Consider the following 20367-nt stretch of genomic DNA (forward strand, 5'->3'; position numbering starts at 1 on the left):
TTGACGGGTGGTTATGATTTTAAATATTGTAAAGTCTAAGTACGATAGTTGTTAGTTTATCTTGTCCTAAAAAAGATTATTTCCCGGGTTATTTATAACGTAGTGTTGGTATTTTATTATTGATAGGTTTAGTAAATGCAGAAAAACTCAGATTAATAACATTCTTTTTATTAATAACCTTGGCGGATATTTATGGTTCATGTTATACTTAAGGTTCTAGGAAAACGGTTAAGATAAAAAATGTTTAAGGTGGTATTTACTATGACCAAGAAATTACACATCGCTTTATTATTTGGAGGCAACTCCTCTGAACATGATGTGTCAAAGCGATCAGCACATAATATTTACGATGCGCTTGATAAAGATAAGTATGATGTGAGCTTATTTATGTTCACCAAAGATGGAATCTTACTTAATAATGAGGCTTCACAAAAAATCTTTGATGGTGAGCCAGAGGATGAAGTAGTTGAAGAAGCTTATCGCAAAATGGATCTTTCCAGTCCGCTAGCCCCCATTATGGCATTAAACGAACAAAAAGAGATCGACTTCTTCTTCCCGGTTATCCATGGTAATCTTGGTGAGGATGGAACAATTCAAGGTTTATTTAAGCTCCTTAACAAGCCATATGTTGGTTCAAACATTTCTGCTAGTGCCATGGCTTTTGATAAAGATCTTACTAAAAAGATAATTACTCAGGCCGGGATTCGTAATACTCCTTATGTATTAGTTACACCTGAAAATCGTGCAGACTACTCATGGGGACGAATTGAAGAGAAACTAGGCAATCTGACATTTGTAAAGCCAGCTAAACAGGGATCGTCAGTAGGGATTCATCGTGTTACTAATGCAGACGAATATGAAACGGCGCTTGACGATGCTTTTAAATACGACTATAAGGTATTAGTGGAGCAAGGAATTGATCGGCCACAAGAAGTTGAAATTTCTATTTTAGGAAATGAACATCCGATTGCATCTAAGTTAGGGGCTGTACGTGTTCCTAAAGATGATTTATTCTATGACTATGAAAATAAGTTTGTCGATGCGAGTGGAGTCGTCTTTGAATTGCCAGTAAAATTACCACAATATTTAGTTGATGAGATTACTGATATGGCATTAAAGGCATATAAAGCTCTTGGCATGAAGGGGATGGCTCGAATTGACTTCCTTGTGGATAGTAATAACGTGCCTTATCTGGGTGAACCAAATACATTACCAGGATTTACCAATATTAGCCTTTATCCGCAAATGTGGGAAGTTTCGGGAATTTCATATTCTGATTTAATTGATCGGCTAATTCAATTAGGTCTTGAAGAGTTTGAACGCAATAGTAAGATCAAATATGATTTCCGTAAGTTGGGAACTGAACGCGTGGGGCAAAAGAAATATAATAATGATTAAGCAACAAAGGAGTCAGGATATTGATTCGTCAATATTCTGATTTTTATTATTCTTATAATTGATAAAAAGTAAGTAAATATTTTGCAAAGTTAAGCAAAATTCGCTATATTGGCATTGAAGTAAAACGTTGTTATAATATAATATAACTATTAAAAATTTTAAGAATATTATCACAACGCTAATTTTGATTGTTAAAGTTACATGGGGATGACCAAAGATAATATAATTTTGGATAGTTATTTGCAATATTTTAGGCTTTATAATCATTAATTTATTTATACCCTATAATTATGCAGCAAATATTATCAAATTAATAAAAAGTGTACCATTAATAGTGGTATACTATGGTTGGCAATGGTGTAGCTTATAAAGGATTTATTTTTTATAATTCAACAATCATGATGAAGGAAGGTAAACAATGAAACTCCGAGGAGACCTATTAAAACAAATTCGTCGCAAACGCGGGTTATCTCAGACAGCTTTAGCTGAGGGAATCTGTACTCAAGCAACGATTAGCCTAATGGAAAAACAAAATCGCTTACCCAAAATGGATATTTTAACGGCAATATGTGAACGTTTAAATATTTCTTCTGATCGAATTGTCGAAAATGAAGTTAGTGGAATAAATGAAACATTTAACCAAATTGTTGATAACTTAATTTCACGCAATTTTGAGGATGCTTCAACACTATTGAAGAAGGTTCATGTTAAAAATTTAGAGAGTGATTTTGATAAGCAACGTTACTATTATCTAGTTGGAATGGTTCAAGTTGAGAGCGATCAATTAGACGAAGCAATTTTCAATTTTGAACTGGTATTGACACAATTTGCTACTACTAGCGCAAATATTTACTTAGCAATGACTACTGCTGGGATGGCGCTGGCTTACTTAAAACGTGGCGACAAAGAACGGGCTGCTCGCCTAACAACCCGTTCAGTAAAGTTAATTGATAACAAAAAATTAATCGGAAGCCTTCACCAGTGGGCTTCAATCGATTGTCAAATTGCAGAATTATATCTTCAGCTTGATGATCCGGATAATGCAATTAAAGTCGCTAATAAAGGGATTGAACTGTGCCGTGAGCATGATTCATTATTCTTATTAGATGAGTTGTACCTTTGTATTGGAAGAAGCTATATCTTAAAAAATGATGCAAAAAAGGCTAAAGAAGCCTTGGAGATTGCAAAGAGTCTCAGTATTGCTCGGCACGGTTCAGTCACTGAAGATACAATTTTATTAGAACTAAAGAATTTAGAAGTATAATTAAAATATGTGTAATCAAAAAACGAAACTGAGATAGTTTTACTATGTCTCAGCTTCGTTTTTTTATATGATTATAAATTATTTAGTAGGTTTTTCTTTGATTTCACCAGCTTGAATAGGATCTTCTTTAGTAAGAGTAAAAGCACAAATAAGGGTAACAATTCCAACAATAATTCCTAGAATTAAATATGTATGTTGAAAGCCAATTTGGTCATATAATTTTCCTGCAAATGATGAGAAAAAGAAAACTGAAATTTGTTTAGCAAAATTTGAAGAAAGTGCATATACAGTGGCATAAAGACGAAGATCAAAGGCCCCGGCAATATATTTCATAATAGAAACAAGTAAGATAGGCATTTCTAGACCAGCTAGTAAACGCAAGATAATAACAAAAGTTAAACTAGGCACTAAGGCAGATCCTACAATACGTATTGTTAAAATAATCCCGTAACAAATTAATCCGTTACGTGAACCAATTTTATTAATAATCCATGGCATTGGAATCATTAAGAGAAATTCTAATGCTGTTTGAGCACTAGTCATATAACTATAAGCAATAGTTCCTTGTGCTACTGCATGGAAAAATGACTTGAAAAAGATAATAAATTGTTGATCAAAAACATCATAAATAGCAGAAGTTCCCATATAGAAAAGTGAGAGAATCCAAAAGTTACGAAGCTTAAAAATTGAACCAATTTGTTTAACATTTAATTTATTAGAGGTGTCTTCCCCTGCAGCTTGAACATTGTCTAAGTGGATTTTATCACTAAAGACGAAACAACAAGTTAATACAATAGCTGCAATTGTACATGCCCAAAAGATTGAATTAGGGCTCCAAAGGAATAAGCGGCCACCAACTAAAGCAGCTACAGCCCCAGCTAATGAGCCACCCATTCGTGAATGCCCATACTCGAAGCCGTTAGTTAAACTTGCACGTTGAACATATTGTTCAATTACAGATACACCACCATTTAGAATAAAGCTTAAGTAAATTCCGGTAGTAAGAGCCGCAAAAAAACGACTAATTGATAAAAGCGGATTAAATAGCCATTGAAAATAAGGTCCAATTAAAATCATACCAATGGAAATTGTAATGACCAGATTCTTTTTCATTACTAGTCGATCAGAAATAATACCAAAGACAGGTTGAAAAATCAGAGAAATTCCAGACATCATTGAGAAAACTAATCCGGCTTCAATTCCATTGAAGTGTGCCTGTTGTTCAAGCCAAAGCGTTAAATATCCAAACACAATTGCCCATGTAAAAAAGTAACTAAAGTGTGTAACGGGAAATCCCCAAAAATCTTTACTACGATTTTCAGTAACAATTGCTGAATTTTCTGTTTTATCCATAATTATACATTCCTTTCTCAATTAAAGATTGCTATATGGAACGGGTTTACCAAAATTAGGTGTACCATCATTGTTATAAGTAAATAATTTAACAATTGTATGACGGTTAGGATCATACAACGGATCCCCTTTAATATTTGTATAATTACGACAGTGATAAACCATTAAATCAGTTTTGCCATCTTCAGCAACAGTAAATGAGTTGTGGCCTGGTCCATATTGATGGTGAGTGATATCGCTTTGAAATACAGGAGTAGATGATTTTTGCCAATTTTGTGGATTAAGTACATCTTTATTTTCGTCACAAGTTAACATACCCATTGCATAATTTTCATCTGTAGCACTTGCAGAATAAGTAAGAAAAAGCTTTCCATTTCGATGGAGAATAGCTGGTCCCTCATTAACCCAAAATACTTTTGTTTCCCAATTGTATTCAGGTTTACTAAGCATTACTGGGGGAGTTTTTAGTGTCCAAGGATTTTTCATTTCTGCAATATAGAGATTAGAATTTCCTTTGATATCGGGGTCTTTTTGAGCCCAAACATAATATAATTTACCGTTAAGCTTAAAGCAGGTTGCATCAAGCGAGAATGAGTCCATAGGTGTATGAACTTGACCGCGTTCTATCCAATCATCTTCACTTTCCATTGGATTTTTCTCATCACATTCGATACAAAACATTCGATGTTGAAACATTCCATTTTCATCAAAAGCTGTTGTTTCAGCAGCAGCAAAGTAAATAAACCATTTTCCATCTATAAAGTGTAATTCTGGAGCCCAGATTAATTGGCTCATTGGACCTTCGTTGTGCTTACGCCAAATTGTTCGAGGAGCAGCATGCGCTAAGCCTTCTATTGTTCGAGCTCTACGAATTTCAATTCGATTATAGGATGGAACAGAAGCGGTAAAGTAATAATAACCGTCACTATGACGATAAATATACGGATCTGCACGCTGAATAATTAAGGGTGTAGTATAAGTAAGTTTACTCAAAATAATTCCTCCTTGATAAGAAATAACTTACAATGCAAAGATACGTCCTTTAGAAATCGCTTTCAATAAGTTATATAGGATTTATTGAATAAATTTGGCGAAGCTCAATAAAAATGTTTATTGTTATTGAATTTTGAAAACGATATCATATAGTTAATAAACAAAATAATTGTTTTAGATGTATAAATAGTCAATCTTAATGTTGATTAAATTAGAAAAAATTATTTAAATGTTAAAACAATCAATGAATGTATTGATTGTTTTAATAAGGAGGGATGAGACATGGAAACCATGATTTCAGAAGATTATATTAATGTTTACAAAGCATTAGCTTCGCCGGTACGCTTAAAAATAATTAAACTACTATCAAAAAAACAATTGAGTATTATGAAACTTGCGAATGAAGTGGGATTAAGCTCTACAATCGTTTCAAAACATCTGGATAAATTAGCCGATGTACACATTATTGAATTTCATCGAGTTGGACATCAAAAAGTTGCTAAATTACGTGTTGATCAGATTAATATACATTTTCCAAAGACGATTTATGAAAAATATAAAATTTATAAAACTGAAGTACCAGTTGGGCAGTTTACTAATTTTTCTGTAAAGCCTTCTTGTGGCTTAGCAAGTTCAACGGGATATATTGGAAAAGTAGACAATCCATCCTATTTTGCGGATCCTCATCGAATGGAGGCGGGGATGATTTGGTGGAATGATGGATATATTGAATATCAACTTCCTAACCACTTACAAAAGAATGATGAATTAAAAATGATTGATATTGTAGTAGAATTGGGAAGTGAATTTCCGTTTTCTAATAATAATTGGCCATCTGATATCACTATTTCATTAAATAGAACAGAATTAGGATTTTGGACGAGTCCAGGTGATTTTTCAGATGTTAGAGGAAAATATACGCCTGCATGGGTACCTAATAATGTTAATCAATATGGTTTACAAAAAACTTTTAGGATCACTGATCATGGTACATATCTTGATGGACAGCCATGGTCAAATATATCTCTTAATGATTTAACTTATGATCCTGCTAGATTTATTTTACGATTTGAAATAAAAAAGACAGCTACTCATAAAGGTGGTTGTACAATTTATGGTCATAATTTTGGGAATTTTCATGAAAGTGTTCAAATGAAATTGTTTTATGAATAACCCCTGTATTTGTCCGTATAAATTGGCGGAGAAAACTTAATTCTTAAATAAAGACTAATTTCTATTTTTATACGTTAAATCGGGATTAGTCTTTTTTTGTAATAAAAAATAAAAATACTTTTCACATGCATAAACGTTTTTAACAGTTAGTTAGACAAATAATTATGAAATGTATAAAACGATTTTTCACAATTGGTAATGACTAATGTTTAAAACTTTGCTTGATTTGTACGTACAAATAGTTTATTATAATAGTTGTTCAATGAAAGCGCGTTCATGTTCATGAAATTATTACTTTAAATTCTATCTTTAAGGAGGATGAATGTAATGGCTAAAGCCGAAAAGAAAATATCAAGTGCATTTATCTACTTCTTCGGATCATTTGGGGGAATCCTATTTGGTTACGATATCGGCGTTATGACCGGTGCTTTGCCTTTCTTGCAAGCCGACTGGCACCTTGAAAATGCAGCTTCACTCGTTGGTTGGATTACTTCTGCAGTTATGTTTGGGGCAATTTTCGGGGGAGCATTAGCCGGTCAACTTTCAGACAAATTTGGTCGTCGAAAAATGATTTTAATGTCAGCAATCGTCTTTATGGTTTTCTCCGTTTTATCTGGTGTTTCACCGGACATGGGCGAAGCAAGTGCTTACTACTTAATTATTGTTCGGATGCTTTTAGGTCTAGCAGTGGGGGCTGCCTCAGCATTAGTTCCCGCTTATATGTCGGAAATGGCACCTGCTAAGGCGCGGGGACGTTTATCTGGATTAAACCAGACAATGATTGTTTCTGGGATGCTATTATCCTACGTTGTTGACTTCCTATTAAAAGATCTCCCTGGTGAATGGGCCTGGCGTTTAATGTTAGGGTTAGCTGCTGTTCCAGCTTTGATTTTATTCCTCGGTGTTCTTCGCTTACCTGAATCACCACGTTTCTTATTACGGAAAGGTGACGAAGCACAAGCACGGCGGGTTTTAACTTACATTCGTAAGAACCCGGCAGAAATCGATCAAGAATTAGCAAGTATCAAAGAAACAGCCAAGGAAGAACGTCAAGCAAATCAAAAGACAAGCTGGTCAACATTATTCAGTGGTAAATATCGTTACTTGGTTATTGCTGGGGTCGGAGTTGCGGCCTTCCAACAATTCCAAGGTGCAAACGCCATCTTCTACTACATCCCATTGATTGTTCAAAAGGCAACAGGCCAAGCGGCTTCATCTAATTTAATGTGGCCAATTGTTCAAGGGGTTATCTTAGTTGTTGGTTCCTTAGTTTACATGTGGATTGCTGATAAGTTTAACCGGCGGACACTCCTAATGGTTGGGGGTGCTGTCATGGGGCTTTCCTTCATCTTGCCAGCAGTTATCAATTGGATGATGCCAAATATGAATCCGATGACAATTGTTGTCTTCTTATGTATCTATGTTGCATTTTACTCATTTACTTGGGCTCCGCTAACTTGGGTTCTTGTTGGTGAAATCTTCCCATTAGCTATTCGTGGTCGGGCTTCAGGCTTAGCATCATCATTTAACTGGATTGGTTCTTGGTTAGTTGGTCTGATCTTCCCAATTATGACGGCAAGTATGCCACAAGAAGCTGTCTTCGCTATTTTCGGTATCATCTGTATCCTTGGTGTAATCTTCGTCAAAACCTGTGTTCCAGAAACTCGTGGTCACACGCTTGAAGAGATTGAAGAACAAGGAACTAACCGTGGTCGCGTAAAGGCAAGCAATCCTGAAAACTAGGAGGGATCTTTAATGAATTTACGTGAAACAGCAACGCAAATCGAGCAGGGACAGGCTTCCCTGGGGATCGAATTAGGTTCAACGCGGATCAAAGCCGTTTTAATTAATACCGATTTTGAAACGATTTCGTCAGGCAGCTATACTTGGGAAAATCAATTTAATGATGGAATTTGGACCTATCCGCTCGATCAAGTCTGGGAAGGAATTCAATCAGCTTATTCCCAAATTAAAGCTGATGTTCAGAGCAAGTATCACACGAGCTTGACAAATATTAGCTCTATTGGTGTTAGTGCCATGATGCATGGTTACCTGCCCTTTGACAGGGAAAATAACTTACTAGTACCATTTAGGACTTGGCGAAACAATATTACTGCAGAGTCCGCCGATAAATTAACAGAGTTATTTGATTTTAATATTCCGCAGCGGTGGAGTATTGCCCACCTTTATCAAGCAATTCTCAATCAAGAACCGCATGTTAAAGATGTTGATTTCATTACAACCCTAGCTGGATATGTTCATTGGAAACTTTCCGGTGAAAAAGTTCTTGGAATTGGTGACGCCTCAGGAGTCTTTCCAATCGATGATCAAACCTTAACTTACAAGCAAGAGTTTATTGATAAATTCAATGCCCTTCCGGAAGTTCAACAGTATCCATGGAAATTAAAAGCAATTTTGCCATCAGTTGAAATTGCTGGGCATAGCGCAGGTAAGTTAACGGATGCGGGAGCCAAACTCCTTGATCCAAGTGGAACTTTACAAGCTGGTAGTTTGATGGCACCTCCAGAAGGGGATGCAGGAACGGGAATGGTAGGAACTAACAGTGTTCGCAAGCGGACTGGAAATATTTCGGTTGGAACTTCAGCCTTCTCCATGAATGTGTTGGATGCGCCATTAAAGAAGCTTCATCGTGATATTGATATTGTTACCACGCCAACTGGTGATCCAGTAGCCATGGTCCACATTAATAATTGTTCATCAGATATCAATGCCTGGGTTGGACTATTTAGAGACTTTGCTAATGCAATTGGAGCCAAAATCGATACTAATACGCTATACGAGACGCTCTTTGACGCGACTGTCCATTCTGATCCCGATGCTGGTGGATTAATTAATTATAGTTATCTTTCTGGTGAAAACATTACCAAGATCCAAGAAGGACGTCCCTTATTTGTCCGTACTCCAAATAGTAAGATGAACCTCGCCAACTTCTTCCTTACACAACTCTATGCAGCATTTGCACCATTAAAGATTGGGATGGACATCTTACTAAATGAGGAACACGTTCAAACTGATGTCATGATTGCCCAAGGGGGTCTCTTCGGAACTCCGGTAATTGGTCAACAGGTTCTTGCTAACGCCTTAAATATCCCAATTACAATTATGAATACTGCAAGTGAGGGTGGACCATGGGGGATGGCTGTCCTTGCCAAATATGCAGAAACAAACGCAGCCGAATCCTTAGCTGATTATTTAGATGAAGAAGTATTTAAGGATCCAGAAAGTATGACCCTAACTCCAGAACCAGCAGGCGTAAAGGGCTATGCAAGCTTTATTAAGCGTTATCAGGCTGGTTTACCGGTGGAAGCATTAGCTGGTCAAGACATTCATGAACGTGATGAGCAGAAAGGAAGTAATTAATTCATGCTTGAAGATCTAAAAAAAGAAGTTTACGAAGCAAATATGCGGCTTCCTGAACTAGGACTTGTGTCTTTTACCTGGGGGAATGTTTCGGGAATTGACCGTGAAAAAGGATTGTTTGTCATTAAGCCTTCAGGAGTTCCGTATGATGAGATGAAGCCGGAAGACATGGTTGTTGTTAACTTGGATGGTGAGGTAGTCGAGGGTGACTTGAATCCATCCAGTGATACTCCTACCCACACTTACCTTTATAATCACTTCCCAAAGATTGGTGGAGTTGTTCATACTCATTCACCATGGGCAGTATCATTTGCAGCAGCACGGATGGATGTTCCAGCGATGAATACAACCCACGCTGATACCTTCTATACTGATGTCCCTGCTGCCGATGCCTTAACTAAGGAAGAAATCGAAGAAGATTACGAAGGCAATACTGGTAAAGTAATTGTTCGCTCTTTCAAGGAACGGGGCTTAGACTATGAGGCCACACCGGCCGCATTAGTTATGCAACACGGACCATTTACCTGGGGACCGACGCCTGATAAGGCCGTGTACAATGCAAAGGTTCTGGAAGTCGTTGCAGAAGAAGATTATCACGCAATGCAATTAACTCATCAAGACTTGCATTTGCCACAATATTTACTTGATAAACATTATTATCGCAAGCATGGTGCTAATGCTTATTACGGACAAAATAATGCCCATTCTAAAGACCATGCAGCGCACGCTTAATTAACTTGGTAGCTACATTAAATAAAATAACTTTATGCACAAAAGGAGTGTAATCTCATGGATATTAAAAATTATGAATTTTGGTTTGTTACTGGTAGTCAATTCCTTTACGGTGAAGAACAATTAAAGTCAGTTGCTGCTGATGCAGAGGATATTGTTGATAAATTAAATGCAAGCGGCAAATTACCATACAAGGTTGTTTTCAAAGGTGTTATGACCACTGCTGAAGGCATTACTAAGTTCATGAAAGAAGCAAACTATAACGATAACGTTGCCGGTGTTATGACTTGGATGCATACTTTCTCCCCAGCTAAGAACTGGATTCGTGGTACCAAGCTTTTGCAAAAGCCACTACTTCACTTAGCAACTCAATACTTAAACAAGATTCCATATGACACCATTGACTTTGATTACATGAACTTAAACCAATCAGCTCATGGTGACCGTGAATATGCTTACATTAATGCTCGTTTACAAAAGCATAACAAGATTGTTTATGGCTTCTGGGGTGATGAAGAAGTTCAAGAAGAAATTGCTGATTGGCAAAATGTTGCTGTTGCTTATAATGAAAGCTTCAACATTAAGATTGTCCGTTTCGGCGATACTATGCGGAACGTTGCTGTTACTGAAGGGGACAAGGTTGAAGCCCAGATGTTCCTTGGCTGGACAGTAGATTACTGGCCAGTAAGTGAATTAGTAGAATACGTTAACGGTATTAGTGAAGATGAAATCGATGCTGCTTATAAAGACCTTGAAAGTAAGTATGAAATGGTTCAAGGGGATAATACTAAGGAACATTATGAACATTCTGTTCGTTACCAACTCCGTGAATACCTTGCATTAAAGAAATTCATGGATGAAAAGGGCTACACTGGCTTTACTACTAATTTTGAAGATTTACACGGCTTAGAGGAACTACCTGGCTTAGCTGCGCAATTATTAATGCGTGATGGTTACGGCTTTGGTGCTGAAGGTGATTGGAAGTCTGCTGGAATGGACCGCTTGCTAAAGATTGCTGCTGACAATGTTGCCACAGCATTCATGGAAGACTACACGCTTGATTTACGGGCCGGTCACCAAGCAATTCTCGGTTCCCACATGCTTGAAGTTGATCCAACTATCGCTTCTGATAAGCCACGAGTTGAAGTTCACCCATTAGACATTGGGGGTAAAGATGACCCGGCACGATTAGTATTTACCGGTCGGGAAGGTAAAGCTGTTGATGTTACCCTGTCATACTTCAATGATGGCTACAAGGTTATTGGTTACTCTGTTGACTGTCATAAGCCAGAAGCAGAAACACCACACCTTCCAGTTGCTAAACAATTGTGGACGCCTACTGTTGGTCTTAAGGAAGGTGCAGAACGTTGGATGCACGCTGGTGGGGGTCACCATACAATCTTGAGTTTCAGCTTGAAGCCACAACAAATTAAGGACCTCTTTGAGATGTTAGATGTTAAAGTTGACTTTATTGAATAATAAGTTTCGTAGAAAAATATTCTAGTAGGAGAAATGGTTTTACTCGCTGACCTCGAGACGGGTATGACCATTTCTTTTTATCCTTAGCGGTAAGAAAGCTGGTTATAAAATGAAAACAGAAAAAGAAAAAATGCTAGCTGGGGAAGTGTTTAAGGTTTATGACCACCAGCTTGTTCATGAGCGTCAGTATGCACGCAAATTGGTTGAGCGATTTAATGCGATGGGGGAAGAAAATCCCGAAGCAAGTGAGCAGATAATTCGGCAATTATTCGGGCATGTCGGTAAAGGGTGTGAAGTGCATGCTCAGTTCAGATGCGACTACGGATATAATATCTATGTTGACGATGATTTCTTTGCAAATTATGATTGTGTAATGCTTGATGTTAGTCCAATCTATATTGGTAAGCATTGTTTGTTAGGTCCGCGTGTTCAGTTATATACGGTGAATCATCCGCTTGATCCCACGCTTCGGCGCAATGGCGCATACGGACAAAGCAAGGATATTACGATTGGCGATGATGTGTGGATAGGCGGCGGGGCGATTATTTGTCCAGGAGTTGTATTAGGTAATAATGTGATTGTTGGCGCCGGGAGCGTTGTTACTAAATCTTTTGGTGATAACGTCATAATTGCTGGTAATCCGGCACGGGTAGTCAAAAAGAATCCATATCAAGAATCGTAATAAAAAAATAACGTCCACAGCAAGCTTATGGACGTTATTTTTTAGTATTTAAGGTTATATTCATAGACTAAGGAAGGTTCTTTACCAACGCGGGTAAAATTATTTAGTTTATTAATGGTGGTCATCTCATCATCACTAAGCTTAAAATCGTAAATATCGAGATTTTGTTTAATTCGTAATTGATGAATAGATTTGGGAATAAAGGCAACACCGCTTTGAAGATGCCAGCGAAGGACAATTTGCGCGGTTGATTTGTTGTGATGAGTTGCAATTTTTTGCAGTGTAGGGTTATCTAAAATGGTTCCCCGCCCCAGTGGGCTCCAAGCCTGGGTCACAATGTTATGCTTCCGATCATATTCCACTAACGGTTGCTGGTTTAGGCGCGGGTGGCGTTCAATTTGGTTAATGACAGGCATTTCGTGTGCTTGAGTCGCTAAATATTGCAGGTGAATCATTTGATAATTGCTGACACCAATTGACCGTGTCAGCCCTTGCTTTTTAAGTTCTTCCAACGCTGCCCATGTATCGAAGAAGGCTCGTTCGATTGGCCAATGGATAAGGAGGAGGTTAACGTAATCGAGCCTTAATTTATGCAATGATTCTTTTACCGCGGAGATTGTTTGTTTAAATCCCTGATTGGGTTCAGATACTTTAGTTGTAATAAAAAGTTCTTTGCGCGGTAGATTAAGTTCTTGCAGTGCCTTTCCAACCTCGGCTTCGTTTTTGTATAGCTGGGCGGTATCGAATAATCGATAGCCAGCATCATAGGCATAACGGATGGCAGAGGTGATAGTGCTTTGATCCGTAATTTTGTATAAGCCAAAACCTTCTTGGGGCATTGTTTGACCGTCTGCAAGTTTTAATTGCGGTACTTTATTCATTTTAATTCTCCTCGTATTCTATAAATATATTCTAGCCTTCTAGTCACCGCATGATAACTGCTAATTGTCATTGGCTTTGGTGACAGGAGCGGTAGACTGTCCTTTAATGATGGCGGGAGCATAGATTTTAGACTCAACATGTTCACCATCAATCATTTTTAGAATCATTTTTCCTGCATCTTCGCCCAGCTGTCGTTTAGGGTGGTTAGCTGTTGTTAAGCTTGGCGAAATAATTTGGGCCATTTCGTAATTATCAAAGCCGATCACTGAGATATCGTTAGGGACCCTTATCCCTTGTTTTTGTAGGTGGCTAATAATTCTGGTGGCTAACCGATCATTATAGCAGGCAATCGCAGTAATTTCTTGATTGCTATTCAGCATAATATCGACTTTTTTTATAATACTTTCATAGGAATCACCGGATTGATACATAATAACATTTGATTTGGTAGTTGGGATCCCATAATCTTGGTAGGCTTTAATCATCCCTCCCATCCGGTCAACACCTTGCTGGTCATTAATTTGAAAAACGCCAAGAATATCAGAATGACCAAGATCAAAGAGGTATTTTACTAATTCTTCTTCGGCTTCTTTATCTTTAGTTAAGAGCGACGGGAAGTCAAAACCGGGATAAGTTGAGTGAAAGAGAATTGTGGGAATCTGATATTTTTTAACTTGGCGGTATAAGTCAAGATTAGGATTAGGCATAGCACTTTCCGTTGGTTCGATGATTAAGCCGGCAATTTTTAAATCGAGCATGTTTAAAATTGTTTGGCGTTCACGGTGGTGGTCGTTAAGAGTGTTGCCAACGATTAGTGAATACCCTTGCTCTGTCACGATGCTGTCGATTCCCGAAATGATTGGGGGAAAAATATAATCAGCCATATGAGTGCTAATAACGCCAATAATTTTATTCTTTTCATTTTTTGACCAATCTCGTTGCCAATCCTGAACGAACATTCCACCACCTTGGATTCGGTAAATATAATGCTCGTTTTCAAGGTCACCAACAGCTCGCCTAATTGTATATCGTGATACGTCAAAACGTTTCATTAATGCGCTTTCGGTTGGCAGTTTTTCGTTAATTTGATATTTGCCATCGATAATTTCATTACGTAATGTTTGTTTTACGGTTTCGTACTTTACTTCCAATGCGCACAGCCCTCCCATCATTTAAATAATTGCAATAATAAAAATGCTTCATAATTATTAGCGGGGCTAACGCTTATGAAGCATTTGATTGATTTAATCTTAAAAACTAGAACCGACGCTTCTTTGGATCTTCAATCGGTTTATTGTCCAAATCGGTCCGTACTACTAAGACATCACAAATTGCTGTCCGGGTAACAAATTCGGTAACCGAACCGATTAAAATCCGTTCAACGGCGTTTAGCCCCGTAGCACCAATCATAATAAGGTCAGCACCCATTTCTTTAGGTACATCGCGGGCAATAATTGTCTTTGGAGCACCATATTCAATTGAATAGCTGGCATTATCAACACCATTCTTTTTAGCATAGTCAATATACTTATCAAGGGTCTTCTTTGCGGTGTCTGTTACTTGTTCAACCATTGAGGTATCAAAGCTTGAAATATTTTGGAATGCTCGGGTATCAACAACATGAAGAAGACGTAATTCAGTGTCAGCCCCATTCCGTTTTGCGACAGAAACTGCCTTCTTAAAAGCTAATTCAGCTTCTTTTGAACCGTCAACTGGAACTAAAATGTGTTTATATTCTTGTGCCATAATTTTAGTGCCCTCCTTAAATTATTTACCATTATTATACACTTTTCCGCTATTGAGCGTAAAGCTTTACTAGAACTTTACTTGCGATGATTTATCCGAAAATCGGCAGTGATTGCAAACGCCATTAAAGTTTCGCTTACACAGCCGATAATAACCATGATTACTAGGAATCCGGTACTGTCAGTCCATCCAGCAATAATACTTAAAATACCGACAATGGTCATTACAATTCCCCAATTACGAAATTGGGGCGGAAGGTATTTATTTTTATTAGGGTCAAATACAAGGAAGGGCTTATGAATATGTGCAAGGAGGAAGACTCCTTCAAACAGGGCAATCAAGCCAAAAATAGTCATTAAAATTGATAACAGCATGAAATCGATCCTATCTATAATTTAGAAGTAAAAAAGCGTGGTAGTAAAAGACATCCTTACTATCACGCCACCAGGTTATGTACGAAAACTCCGTTGGTGCCGTTAATTGTCATTCAGTGTTGACCTGTGTTTAAGACAGGTGGGACACGGCTGCCTAATATTCAACTACCAAGTGTAAAGGCATGTTGTCCAAAAGGCGATGCACTAGTCCCAAAGTAATAAGACTGTAAGGCAAACCTGCGTTTAGACAACGCGTACACTACAGAATTTTCATCTTTAATAATAGCATCTTTGATTAATTGGTGCAATTATTTGCGCGGATGGTGCTGTCCATTAAGGTTTTGCCGCTGTGCTTGCCGTAATTGCCAGTATTGACGGCCGAGACTGGCTTCAAACCGGCCGTTGTTTTTTGGCTGATAGTATTGGGCATCCTTGATTCGGTCAGGAAGGTATTGTTGAGCAACCCAATCTTGGGGATGGTCATGGGGAAAATCATAGTCAATCCCATGACCAAGTTTAGCAGCACCCTTATAGTGAGCGTCTTTGAGGTGATCTGGGACATCGCCAAATCCACCTTGACGAACTTGGGATAGCGCTTCGTCAATTGCTGTAATTCCAGAATTTGATTTGGGAGATAAGCACAGCTCGATTACAGCATCAGCTAATGGAATTCTTGCTTCTGGCAAACCGACTCGTTCTGCTGCTTGAATTGCAGTAACCGCTCGTTGAACAGCCGGCATGTTTGCTAAGCCGATATCTTCGTAGGCAGTAACCATTAAACGCCGTGCAATGATAGTAAGATCGCCGGCTTCAATGAGGCGTGCAAGATAATGGAGCGCTGCGTCCGTATCAGAACCACGAATTGATTTTTGAAATGCTGAAATAACGTTATAATGGGCATCACCATCTTTATCAGCAGACAAGGCTTTTTTCTGCACGCTTTCTTCAATAATCGGTAATGTAAGATATATTTTGCCATCGGCGCTTGGATCAGTTGACTTAGCAGCTAATTCGAGGCCATTTAGTGCGCTGCGCAAGTCGCCATTAGTTGCGTTGACTAATTGCTCTTTAGCATTTTCTTCCAGAACAATTGGCAATTTACCAAGGCCGCGCTCCTTATCCGTTAAGGCGCGCTCAATAGCGATCATCATCTCTTCACTTGACAGGCGGTGAACAGGGAAAATTTGCGTCCGACTGCGGATTGCAGGATTAATGCTAATATAGGGATTTTCGGTGGTTGCACCAATAAGAACAATTCGACCGCTTTCAAGGTGCGGAAGAAGAAAATCTTGTTTAACCTTATCTAAACGATGAATTTCATCGAGCAATAAGATTACGGTTCCGCTCATTTTTGCTTCTTCGGCGACGATTTGCAGGTCTTTTTTCGTATCGGTAGCTGCGTTTAATTTCCGAAAGGCATACTTAGTCGAGCCAGCAATTGCGCTAGCGATACTTGTTTTTCCTGTTCCTGGTGGTCCGTAAAGAATCATTGATGAGAGCATTTTAGCTTTAACCATTCGTGAAATTATTTTTCCTGGACCGACAAGATGAGATTGACCAACAACTTCATCAAGGGTTCGTGGGCGCATTCGATAAGCAAGTGGTTGTTGCATAAACTAGCTTCGTTCCTTTCTATGGAAGAGTCGATGGAAAAATCCTTGGTGAGGCAGTGAGGTTGTTTTTGAGTTATGCGATGAATTAGCTAAATTAGGATAGCGTTTTTGGACGTCAACGGGTGATTGATACACAGCGGTTTTAGCAGCAACGACAACAGCCAATGCTGCAGGATCGGTTTTATATTCAGGATCGGTCTTTAATGTAAAGCGGGCATTAGCATGGGTAGCTGTTTGAATATATGGACGAATTTCATCTTGAGATAAGTTACCGTTGATAAATACTAAGCTGCCAATCCCCCGCGCTAATTCAGCGGTTAAGGCCTTGGTCCAGTTTTGTTCTTTTAATTCCTGCACACTGATTGTAAGGCAGACCCGTTCGCGAAATGTACCGAGATATTTCCGCTGTTCATCTGGCTTGATCTTTGGTGTTCCGTAAATCGCATTATCAATTCGCTGTTGAGCCGCACTCTTTTCTTGTTCTGACATATCGCATGCCTCCTTATCATGCAATTGTAACACGAAATTGCAGACCGTTATTTCTTGATAATTGTATAAAATTTGTTATATGATGACTATGAAAGGGATAGAAAAGCAGGCTAAAGCATAAGGGAAGTGTTTATTATGTTTAGTGCAGTATTTTGGGTGTTGGCATTTTGGTTTATTGTTAACTTAGTATGGACAATTGCCCAACTGAACAATCGGTTAATGTCAAAAACATTTGCCTGGATTAATGTCGTTGCAGTAGTGATTGGTTTTTGGACTTACTATGCTGCAAGCAATGGTGGCGGTGGAGTTGCTCCGTGGTTCTTACTAATTAATTGGACCAATATCGTCTTAGCAATTTTTCAATTTTACAATGGCTATCGGCCACACCAATATAAGAAAAAGTCTTAATTAATGAAAGGGTGCGTGACAGAAATCAGTTGCGACTTTGTTTTACGCTCCCTGGCAAGTGTAAAGAGGCGCTAGCGTTCGGATTTCCGAATACTAGCGCCTCTTTGTGTACTATGCTGCTATATAAGGGTTTTATGATTGATTAGTCAAGGGTGATGGTTTATTTTACAATTTCACAAAATTCAATTGTTTCACTGTTAGGACCTTCAATATTGAAGAACTTGATTCCCTTGTCCCAGAAGTCTAAGTGTTGGACTTCGCTATCTTTTAATTTGAACCCTTCTGCCTTCGCAGCTTTAAAAGCAGCGTCTGCATCACTGGTGTTAAGCGAAATATGATTAATAGCACCTGTCTTATGAACGGCACCGTCACCAGTCCAAATTTCTAAAGTTAGGTGACCATATTGCATGAAGACGACTTCGTTTCCCTGGTCGTCAGTATCGAATTCACCTAACTTCTTAAATCCTAATTTTTCCCAAAAAGCAATGGTCTTTGTCATATCATCAGTTGGAATCCCGATGTGTTGTACGTCATCAAAGTAACCCGCTAAACTTTTGTTAAATGCCATGATAAATCACTCCTATATAATTTTAATTACCAATATCAAGTGCTTGGTGCTTTAACTTAGGGAAGATAAAGCGATCTGCCCAACCTGTAATGGCACCTTGAAAGGCTAAGGCAAATAAAGTACCTAAACCAAAGTTATAAATCCCGCCTTGCATAAAGGCAGCGATAATGGCCATAATTGTTGGTGGGATGTATGATAACCACATCGCAATCGTTGCATTACCATGACAGTAACGGAAACGAATGATTTGGAAAAGGTCATCAGCGGGGTGCAGCACAAGGTTTACACGTTGGTAAATTGAGATGGCGGTTCCAATGAAAGCAACCCCTAAGAAGTTAATAAAAACATAGAGGATAACCATTGGTAAAGTAGTGGCATCGGGCATGATCCGATTAAAGATGTCAGAGAACCACTGGATAAAGATTGAGAATGGTAACATGAAAATAAAATTACCACCGATACGCCGCCAATCCCATTTGTGCATTAAAATCGCGTTGAGGACAGAAGTTAACATTCCTAGAACCATAAATGCCCAAAAAAGGGTCATAGAGTTATTGCCTAAAACAGCGATCCCAAGGTTATTTTCAGCTGCTGTCCAGTAAGCAGAACCGAGGAATTGAGGATGAACATGTGAGCTTGTGACAAGTGTTAAAACGTTCCCCATTGAATTAATAACGATTGACAAGGCAAAAAATGCCCAACTAGCGGTTAATGAAAGCGTTCGTTCAGCAACCTGACCTTGTACTGGAACTTTTTCTTGCTCCATTTGTATTCTCCCTTCTAACTTAACCAATTGTCTGGTGAAGTTATTCACTTTCTCTTTACGATGAACTAATTTACAACTATCAAAAAAACTTGTCAAGCGCTTTATAAGTTGAATTGGTGCGTTTTATCATATACCAAAATTATTGAAACGATTTACTGAAAACGCCCTCATCAACTGGCTGTTACAAGTTAAAATCTAATTAGACCAATTTACTGAAAAAGCTTACAAAAAATTTTGAAAAGGATGATAAAAGTGAAAATAATTATTGCGCCAGCACGAACGATGCAGGTAGATACAGACTCCTTACCATATCATGATTTACCACAGTTTTTAGGACAAACGAAGAAGATTTATCAATGGATGAAGACACTTTCTTATGATGAAGTGCACAAAGTTTGGGGAAATTGTAGTACGCGACTAGCAATGAAAAATTATCAATGGCTACATGAGATGAACTTAGAACGTCACTTAACACCAGCAATTATTGCTTTTACGGGATTGCAATATCAATATATGGCCCCTGATGTTTTCTCGGCAACGGGGTTAGATTATGTACAGCAGAACTTACGAATCTTATCAGGTTTTTATGGATTATTACGGCCCTTTGACGGCATTGTTCCATATCGGCTGGGGATGGGTGACAACGTATCATTTGATGGTTACGATAACCTTTATCAGTTTTGGGGGAATCGATTATATCAATCGCTTTATCGTAATAACAATCTGGTTCTTGATCTAGCATCAGTTGAATATGAAAAAGCGATTACCCCTTATTTGCGACCGGATGATCAGTTTATTAAGTGTATCTTTGGTGAAATGATTGACGGAAAAATTAAGCAAAAAGCGACTTTAGCAAAGATGGCTCGTGGCAATATGGTTCGTTATTTAGCTGAAAACCAAATTAAAACAATAGCGGGGGTTAAAAAGTTTAATGTTGGTGGTTACCGTTATCGTGATGATCTTTCGTCGCCATCTAGCCTTGTCTATGAATTAATTAAGTAGTGAGGGACGGATTGTTTGCTAATTATTTCATTCTGCATTATAAATTAATTAATTGAGTTGATAT

Annotated in this window: 20 protein-coding genes and 1 other RNA gene; 10 read left to right on the forward strand and 11 right to left on the reverse strand. The window is 38.2% G+C overall.

All coding sequences use genetic code 11. From position 1 onward, the window contains the following. Positions 1 to 261 precede the first annotated feature (261 nt). Both DTK66_RS04420 and DTK66_RS04425 read left to right on the forward strand, forming a co-directional pair. Entirely contained in the window at positions 262 to 1398 is a 1137-nt protein-coding gene (locus DTK66_RS04420; RefSeq protein ID WP_153930416.1) for a D-alanine--D-alanine ligase family protein, read from the forward strand. A 418-nt stretch (positions 1399 to 1816) separates the two neighbouring features. After that, positions 1817 to 2662, forward strand: coding sequence for a helix-turn-helix domain-containing protein (locus DTK66_RS04425; protein ID WP_191667903.1), 846 nt, complete (start codon positions 1817 to 1819; stop codon positions 2660 to 2662). Between the two features lie 78 nt (positions 2663 to 2740). Here the strand turns inward: DTK66_RS04425 and DTK66_RS04430 are convergent, their stop codons facing one another. Beyond that, a complete protein-coding gene (locus DTK66_RS04430; protein ID WP_191667904.1) occupies positions 2741 to 4015 on the reverse strand; it encodes an oligosaccharide MFS transporter in 1275 nt (424 codons plus the stop codon). A 21-nt stretch (positions 4016 to 4036) separates the two neighbouring features. After that, complete coding sequence (locus tag DTK66_RS04435; RefSeq protein WP_191667905.1) at positions 4037 to 5008, reverse strand: glycoside hydrolase family 43 protein; 972 nt, start codon at positions 5006 to 5008, stop codon at positions 4037 to 4039. 282 nt (positions 5009 to 5290) lie between these two features. Between DTK66_RS04435 and DTK66_RS04440 the strand changes: the two genes are divergently transcribed. The 6 genes from DTK66_RS04440 (at position 5291) to DTK66_RS04465 (ending at position 12455) form a co-directional block, all read left to right on the forward strand. After that, positions 5291 to 6181 carry an ArsR/SmtB family transcription factor gene (locus tag DTK66_RS04440; protein WP_191667906.1) on the forward strand — a complete coding sequence of 297 codons (891 nt, stop codon included), beginning with the start codon at positions 5291 to 5293 and terminating at the stop codon, positions 6179 to 6181. A 318-nt stretch (positions 6182 to 6499) separates the two neighbouring features. Beyond that, entirely contained in the window at positions 6500 to 7924 is a 1425-nt protein-coding gene (locus DTK66_RS04445) for a sugar porter family MFS transporter (RefSeq protein WP_370649456.1), read from the forward strand. A gap of 12 nt (positions 7925 to 7936) precedes the next feature. After that, the gene (locus DTK66_RS04450) at positions 7937 to 9562 is read left to right on the forward strand and encodes a xylulokinase (protein ID WP_153931400.1); all 1626 of its coding nucleotides are present in this window, start codon (positions 7937 to 7939) and stop codon (positions 9560 to 9562) included. A gap of 3 nt (positions 9563 to 9565) precedes the next feature. After that, the gene (locus DTK66_RS04455) at positions 9566 to 10294 is read left to right on the forward strand and encodes an L-ribulose-5-phosphate 4-epimerase (protein WP_153931399.1); all 729 of its coding nucleotides are present in this window, start codon (positions 9566 to 9568) and stop codon (positions 10292 to 10294) included. Between the two features lie 57 nt (positions 10295 to 10351). Continuing rightward, entirely contained in the window at positions 10352 to 11773 is a 1422-nt protein-coding gene (gene araA, locus DTK66_RS04460) for an L-arabinose isomerase (protein WP_191667908.1), read from the forward strand. Positions 11774 to 11882: 109 nt separating this feature from the next. Continuing rightward, on the forward strand, positions 11883 to 12455 hold the full coding sequence (locus DTK66_RS04465; RefSeq protein WP_191667909.1) for a sugar O-acetyltransferase: 573 nt from the start codon (positions 11883 to 11885) through the stop codon (positions 12453 to 12455). A 41-nt stretch (positions 12456 to 12496) separates the two neighbouring features. Here DTK66_RS04465 and DTK66_RS04470 read toward each other — a convergent pair whose 3' ends face one another. The 7 genes from DTK66_RS04470 to DTK66_RS04495 all read right to left on the reverse strand — a co-directional run bounded on the left by DTK66_RS04470 (position 12497) and on the right by DTK66_RS04495 (position 17559). Then, entirely contained in the window at positions 12497 to 13336 is an 840-nt protein-coding gene (locus DTK66_RS04470; RefSeq protein ID WP_191667910.1) for an aldo/keto reductase, read from the reverse strand. Between the two features lie 60 nt (positions 13337 to 13396). Continuing rightward, a complete protein-coding gene (locus tag DTK66_RS04475) occupies positions 13397 to 14488 on the reverse strand; it encodes a GntR family transcriptional regulator (RefSeq protein ID WP_191667911.1) in 1092 nt (363 codons plus the stop codon). 106 nt (positions 14489 to 14594) lie between these two features. Continuing rightward, positions 14595 to 15083 carry a universal stress protein gene (locus DTK66_RS04480; RefSeq protein WP_153931393.1) on the reverse strand — a complete coding sequence of 163 codons (489 nt, stop codon included), beginning with the start codon at positions 15081 to 15083 and terminating at the stop codon, positions 14595 to 14597. 77 nt (positions 15084 to 15160) lie between these two features. Next, positions 15161 to 15457 (reverse strand): hypothetical protein, encoded by a 297-nt coding sequence (locus tag DTK66_RS04485; RefSeq protein ID WP_153931392.1) that lies wholly within the window; start codon positions 15455 to 15457, stop codon positions 15161 to 15163. 83 nt (positions 15458 to 15540) lie between these two features. Next, positions 15541 to 15728: non-coding RNA, 6S RNA (gene ssrS / locus DTK66_RS11205), on the reverse strand. A gap of 37 nt (positions 15729 to 15765) precedes the next feature. Beyond that, on the reverse strand, positions 15766 to 17070 hold the full coding sequence (locus tag DTK66_RS04490) for a replication-associated recombination protein A (protein WP_153931391.1): 1305 nt from the start codon (positions 17068 to 17070) through the stop codon (positions 15766 to 15768). A 3-nt stretch (positions 17071 to 17073) separates the two neighbouring features. Further along, entirely contained in the window at positions 17074 to 17559 is a 486-nt protein-coding gene (locus DTK66_RS04495) for a YueI family protein (protein ID WP_153931390.1), read from the reverse strand. A gap of 135 nt (positions 17560 to 17694) precedes the next feature. On the opposite strand from DTK66_RS04495, the gene DTK66_RS04500 reads away from it, so the two are divergent. Continuing rightward, the gene (locus DTK66_RS04500; RefSeq protein WP_153931389.1) at positions 17695 to 17967 is read left to right on the forward strand and encodes a hypothetical protein; all 273 of its coding nucleotides are present in this window, start codon (positions 17695 to 17697) and stop codon (positions 17965 to 17967) included. A 160-nt stretch (positions 17968 to 18127) separates the two neighbouring features. Here DTK66_RS04500 and DTK66_RS04505 read toward each other — a convergent pair whose 3' ends face one another. Both DTK66_RS04505 and DTK66_RS04510 read right to left on the reverse strand, forming a co-directional pair. After that, positions 18128 to 18535: a VOC family protein gene (locus DTK66_RS04505; protein ID WP_153931388.1), complete on the reverse strand. Its 408-nt coding sequence runs from the start codon at positions 18533 to 18535 to the stop codon at positions 18128 to 18130. Between the two features lie 22 nt (positions 18536 to 18557). Beyond that, positions 18558 to 19301: a DUF6198 family protein gene (locus tag DTK66_RS04510; RefSeq protein WP_191667912.1), complete on the reverse strand. Its 744-nt coding sequence runs from the start codon at positions 19299 to 19301 to the stop codon at positions 18558 to 18560. Positions 19302 to 19553: 252 nt separating this feature from the next. On the opposite strand from DTK66_RS04510, the gene yaaA reads away from it, so the two are divergent. Beyond that, positions 19554 to 20303 (forward strand): peroxide stress protein YaaA, encoded by a 750-nt coding sequence (yaaA, locus tag DTK66_RS04515; RefSeq protein ID WP_191667913.1) that lies wholly within the window; start codon positions 19554 to 19556, stop codon positions 20301 to 20303. The last annotated feature ends 64 nt before the right edge of the window (positions 20304 to 20367 follow it).

It is taken from the genome of Limosilactobacillus walteri (genome assembly GCF_014830205.1).
Lineage (GTDB): Bacteria > Bacillota > Bacilli > Lactobacillales > Lactobacillaceae > Limosilactobacillus > Limosilactobacillus walteri.

What these genes read in the sequence shown, in the direction of transcription:
- DTK66_RS04420 (WP_153930416.1), top strand. Translation starts at nt 262, where the DNA reads ATGACCAAGAAATTACACATCGCTTTATTATTTGGAGGCAACTCCTCT.
- DTK66_RS04490 (WP_153931391.1), bottom strand. Translation starts at nt 17,070, where the DNA reads ATGCAACAACCACTTGCTTATCGAATGCGCCCACGAACCCTTGATGAA.
- araA (WP_191667908.1), top strand. Translation starts at nt 10,352, where the DNA reads ATGGATATTAAAAATTATGAATTTTGGTTTGTTACTGGTAGTCAATTC.
- DTK66_RS04450 (WP_153931400.1), top strand. Translation starts at nt 7,937, where the DNA reads ATGAATTTACGTGAAACAGCAACGCAAATCGAGCAGGGACAGGCTTCC.
- DTK66_RS04485 (WP_153931392.1), bottom strand. Translation starts at nt 15,457, where the DNA reads ATGCTGTTATCAATTTTAATGACTATTTTTGGCTTGATTGCCCTGTTT.
- DTK66_RS04455 (WP_153931399.1), top strand. Translation starts at nt 9,566, where the DNA reads ATGCTTGAAGATCTAAAAAAAGAAGTTTACGAAGCAAATATGCGGCTT.
- DTK66_RS04495 (WP_153931390.1), bottom strand. Translation starts at nt 17,559, where the DNA reads ATGTCAGAACAAGAAAAGAGTGCGGCTCAACAGCGAATTGATAATGCG.
- DTK66_RS04505 (WP_153931388.1), bottom strand. Translation starts at nt 18,535, where the DNA reads ATGGCATTTAACAAAAGTTTAGCGGGTTACTTTGATGACGTACAACAC.
- DTK66_RS04440 (WP_191667906.1), top strand. Translation starts at nt 5,291, where the DNA reads ATGGAAACCATGATTTCAGAAGATTATATTAATGTTTACAAAGCATTA.
- DTK66_RS04445 (WP_370649456.1), top strand. Translation starts at nt 6,500, where the DNA reads ATGAATGTAATGGCTAAAGCCGAAAAGAAAATATCAAGTGCATTTATC.
- DTK66_RS04430 (WP_191667904.1), bottom strand. Translation starts at nt 4,015, where the DNA reads ATGGATAAAACAGAAAATTCAGCAATTGTTACTGAAAATCGTAGTAAA.
- DTK66_RS04425 (WP_191667903.1), top strand. Translation starts at nt 1,817, where the DNA reads ATGAAACTCCGAGGAGACCTATTAAAACAAATTCGTCGCAAACGCGGG.
- DTK66_RS04470 (WP_191667910.1), bottom strand. Translation starts at nt 13,336, where the DNA reads ATGAATAAAGTACCGCAATTAAAACTTGCAGACGGTCAAACAATGCCC.
- DTK66_RS04480 (WP_153931393.1), bottom strand. Translation starts at nt 15,083, where the DNA reads ATGGCACAAGAATATAAACACATTTTAGTTCCAGTTGACGGTTCAAAA.
- DTK66_RS04465 (WP_191667909.1), top strand. Translation starts at nt 11,883, where the DNA reads ATGAAAACAGAAAAAGAAAAAATGCTAGCTGGGGAAGTGTTTAAGGTT.
- DTK66_RS04500 (WP_153931389.1), top strand. Translation starts at nt 17,695, where the DNA reads ATGTTTAGTGCAGTATTTTGGGTGTTGGCATTTTGGTTTATTGTTAAC.
- DTK66_RS04510 (WP_191667912.1), bottom strand. Translation starts at nt 19,301, where the DNA reads ATGGAGCAAGAAAAAGTTCCAGTACAAGGTCAGGTTGCTGAACGAACG.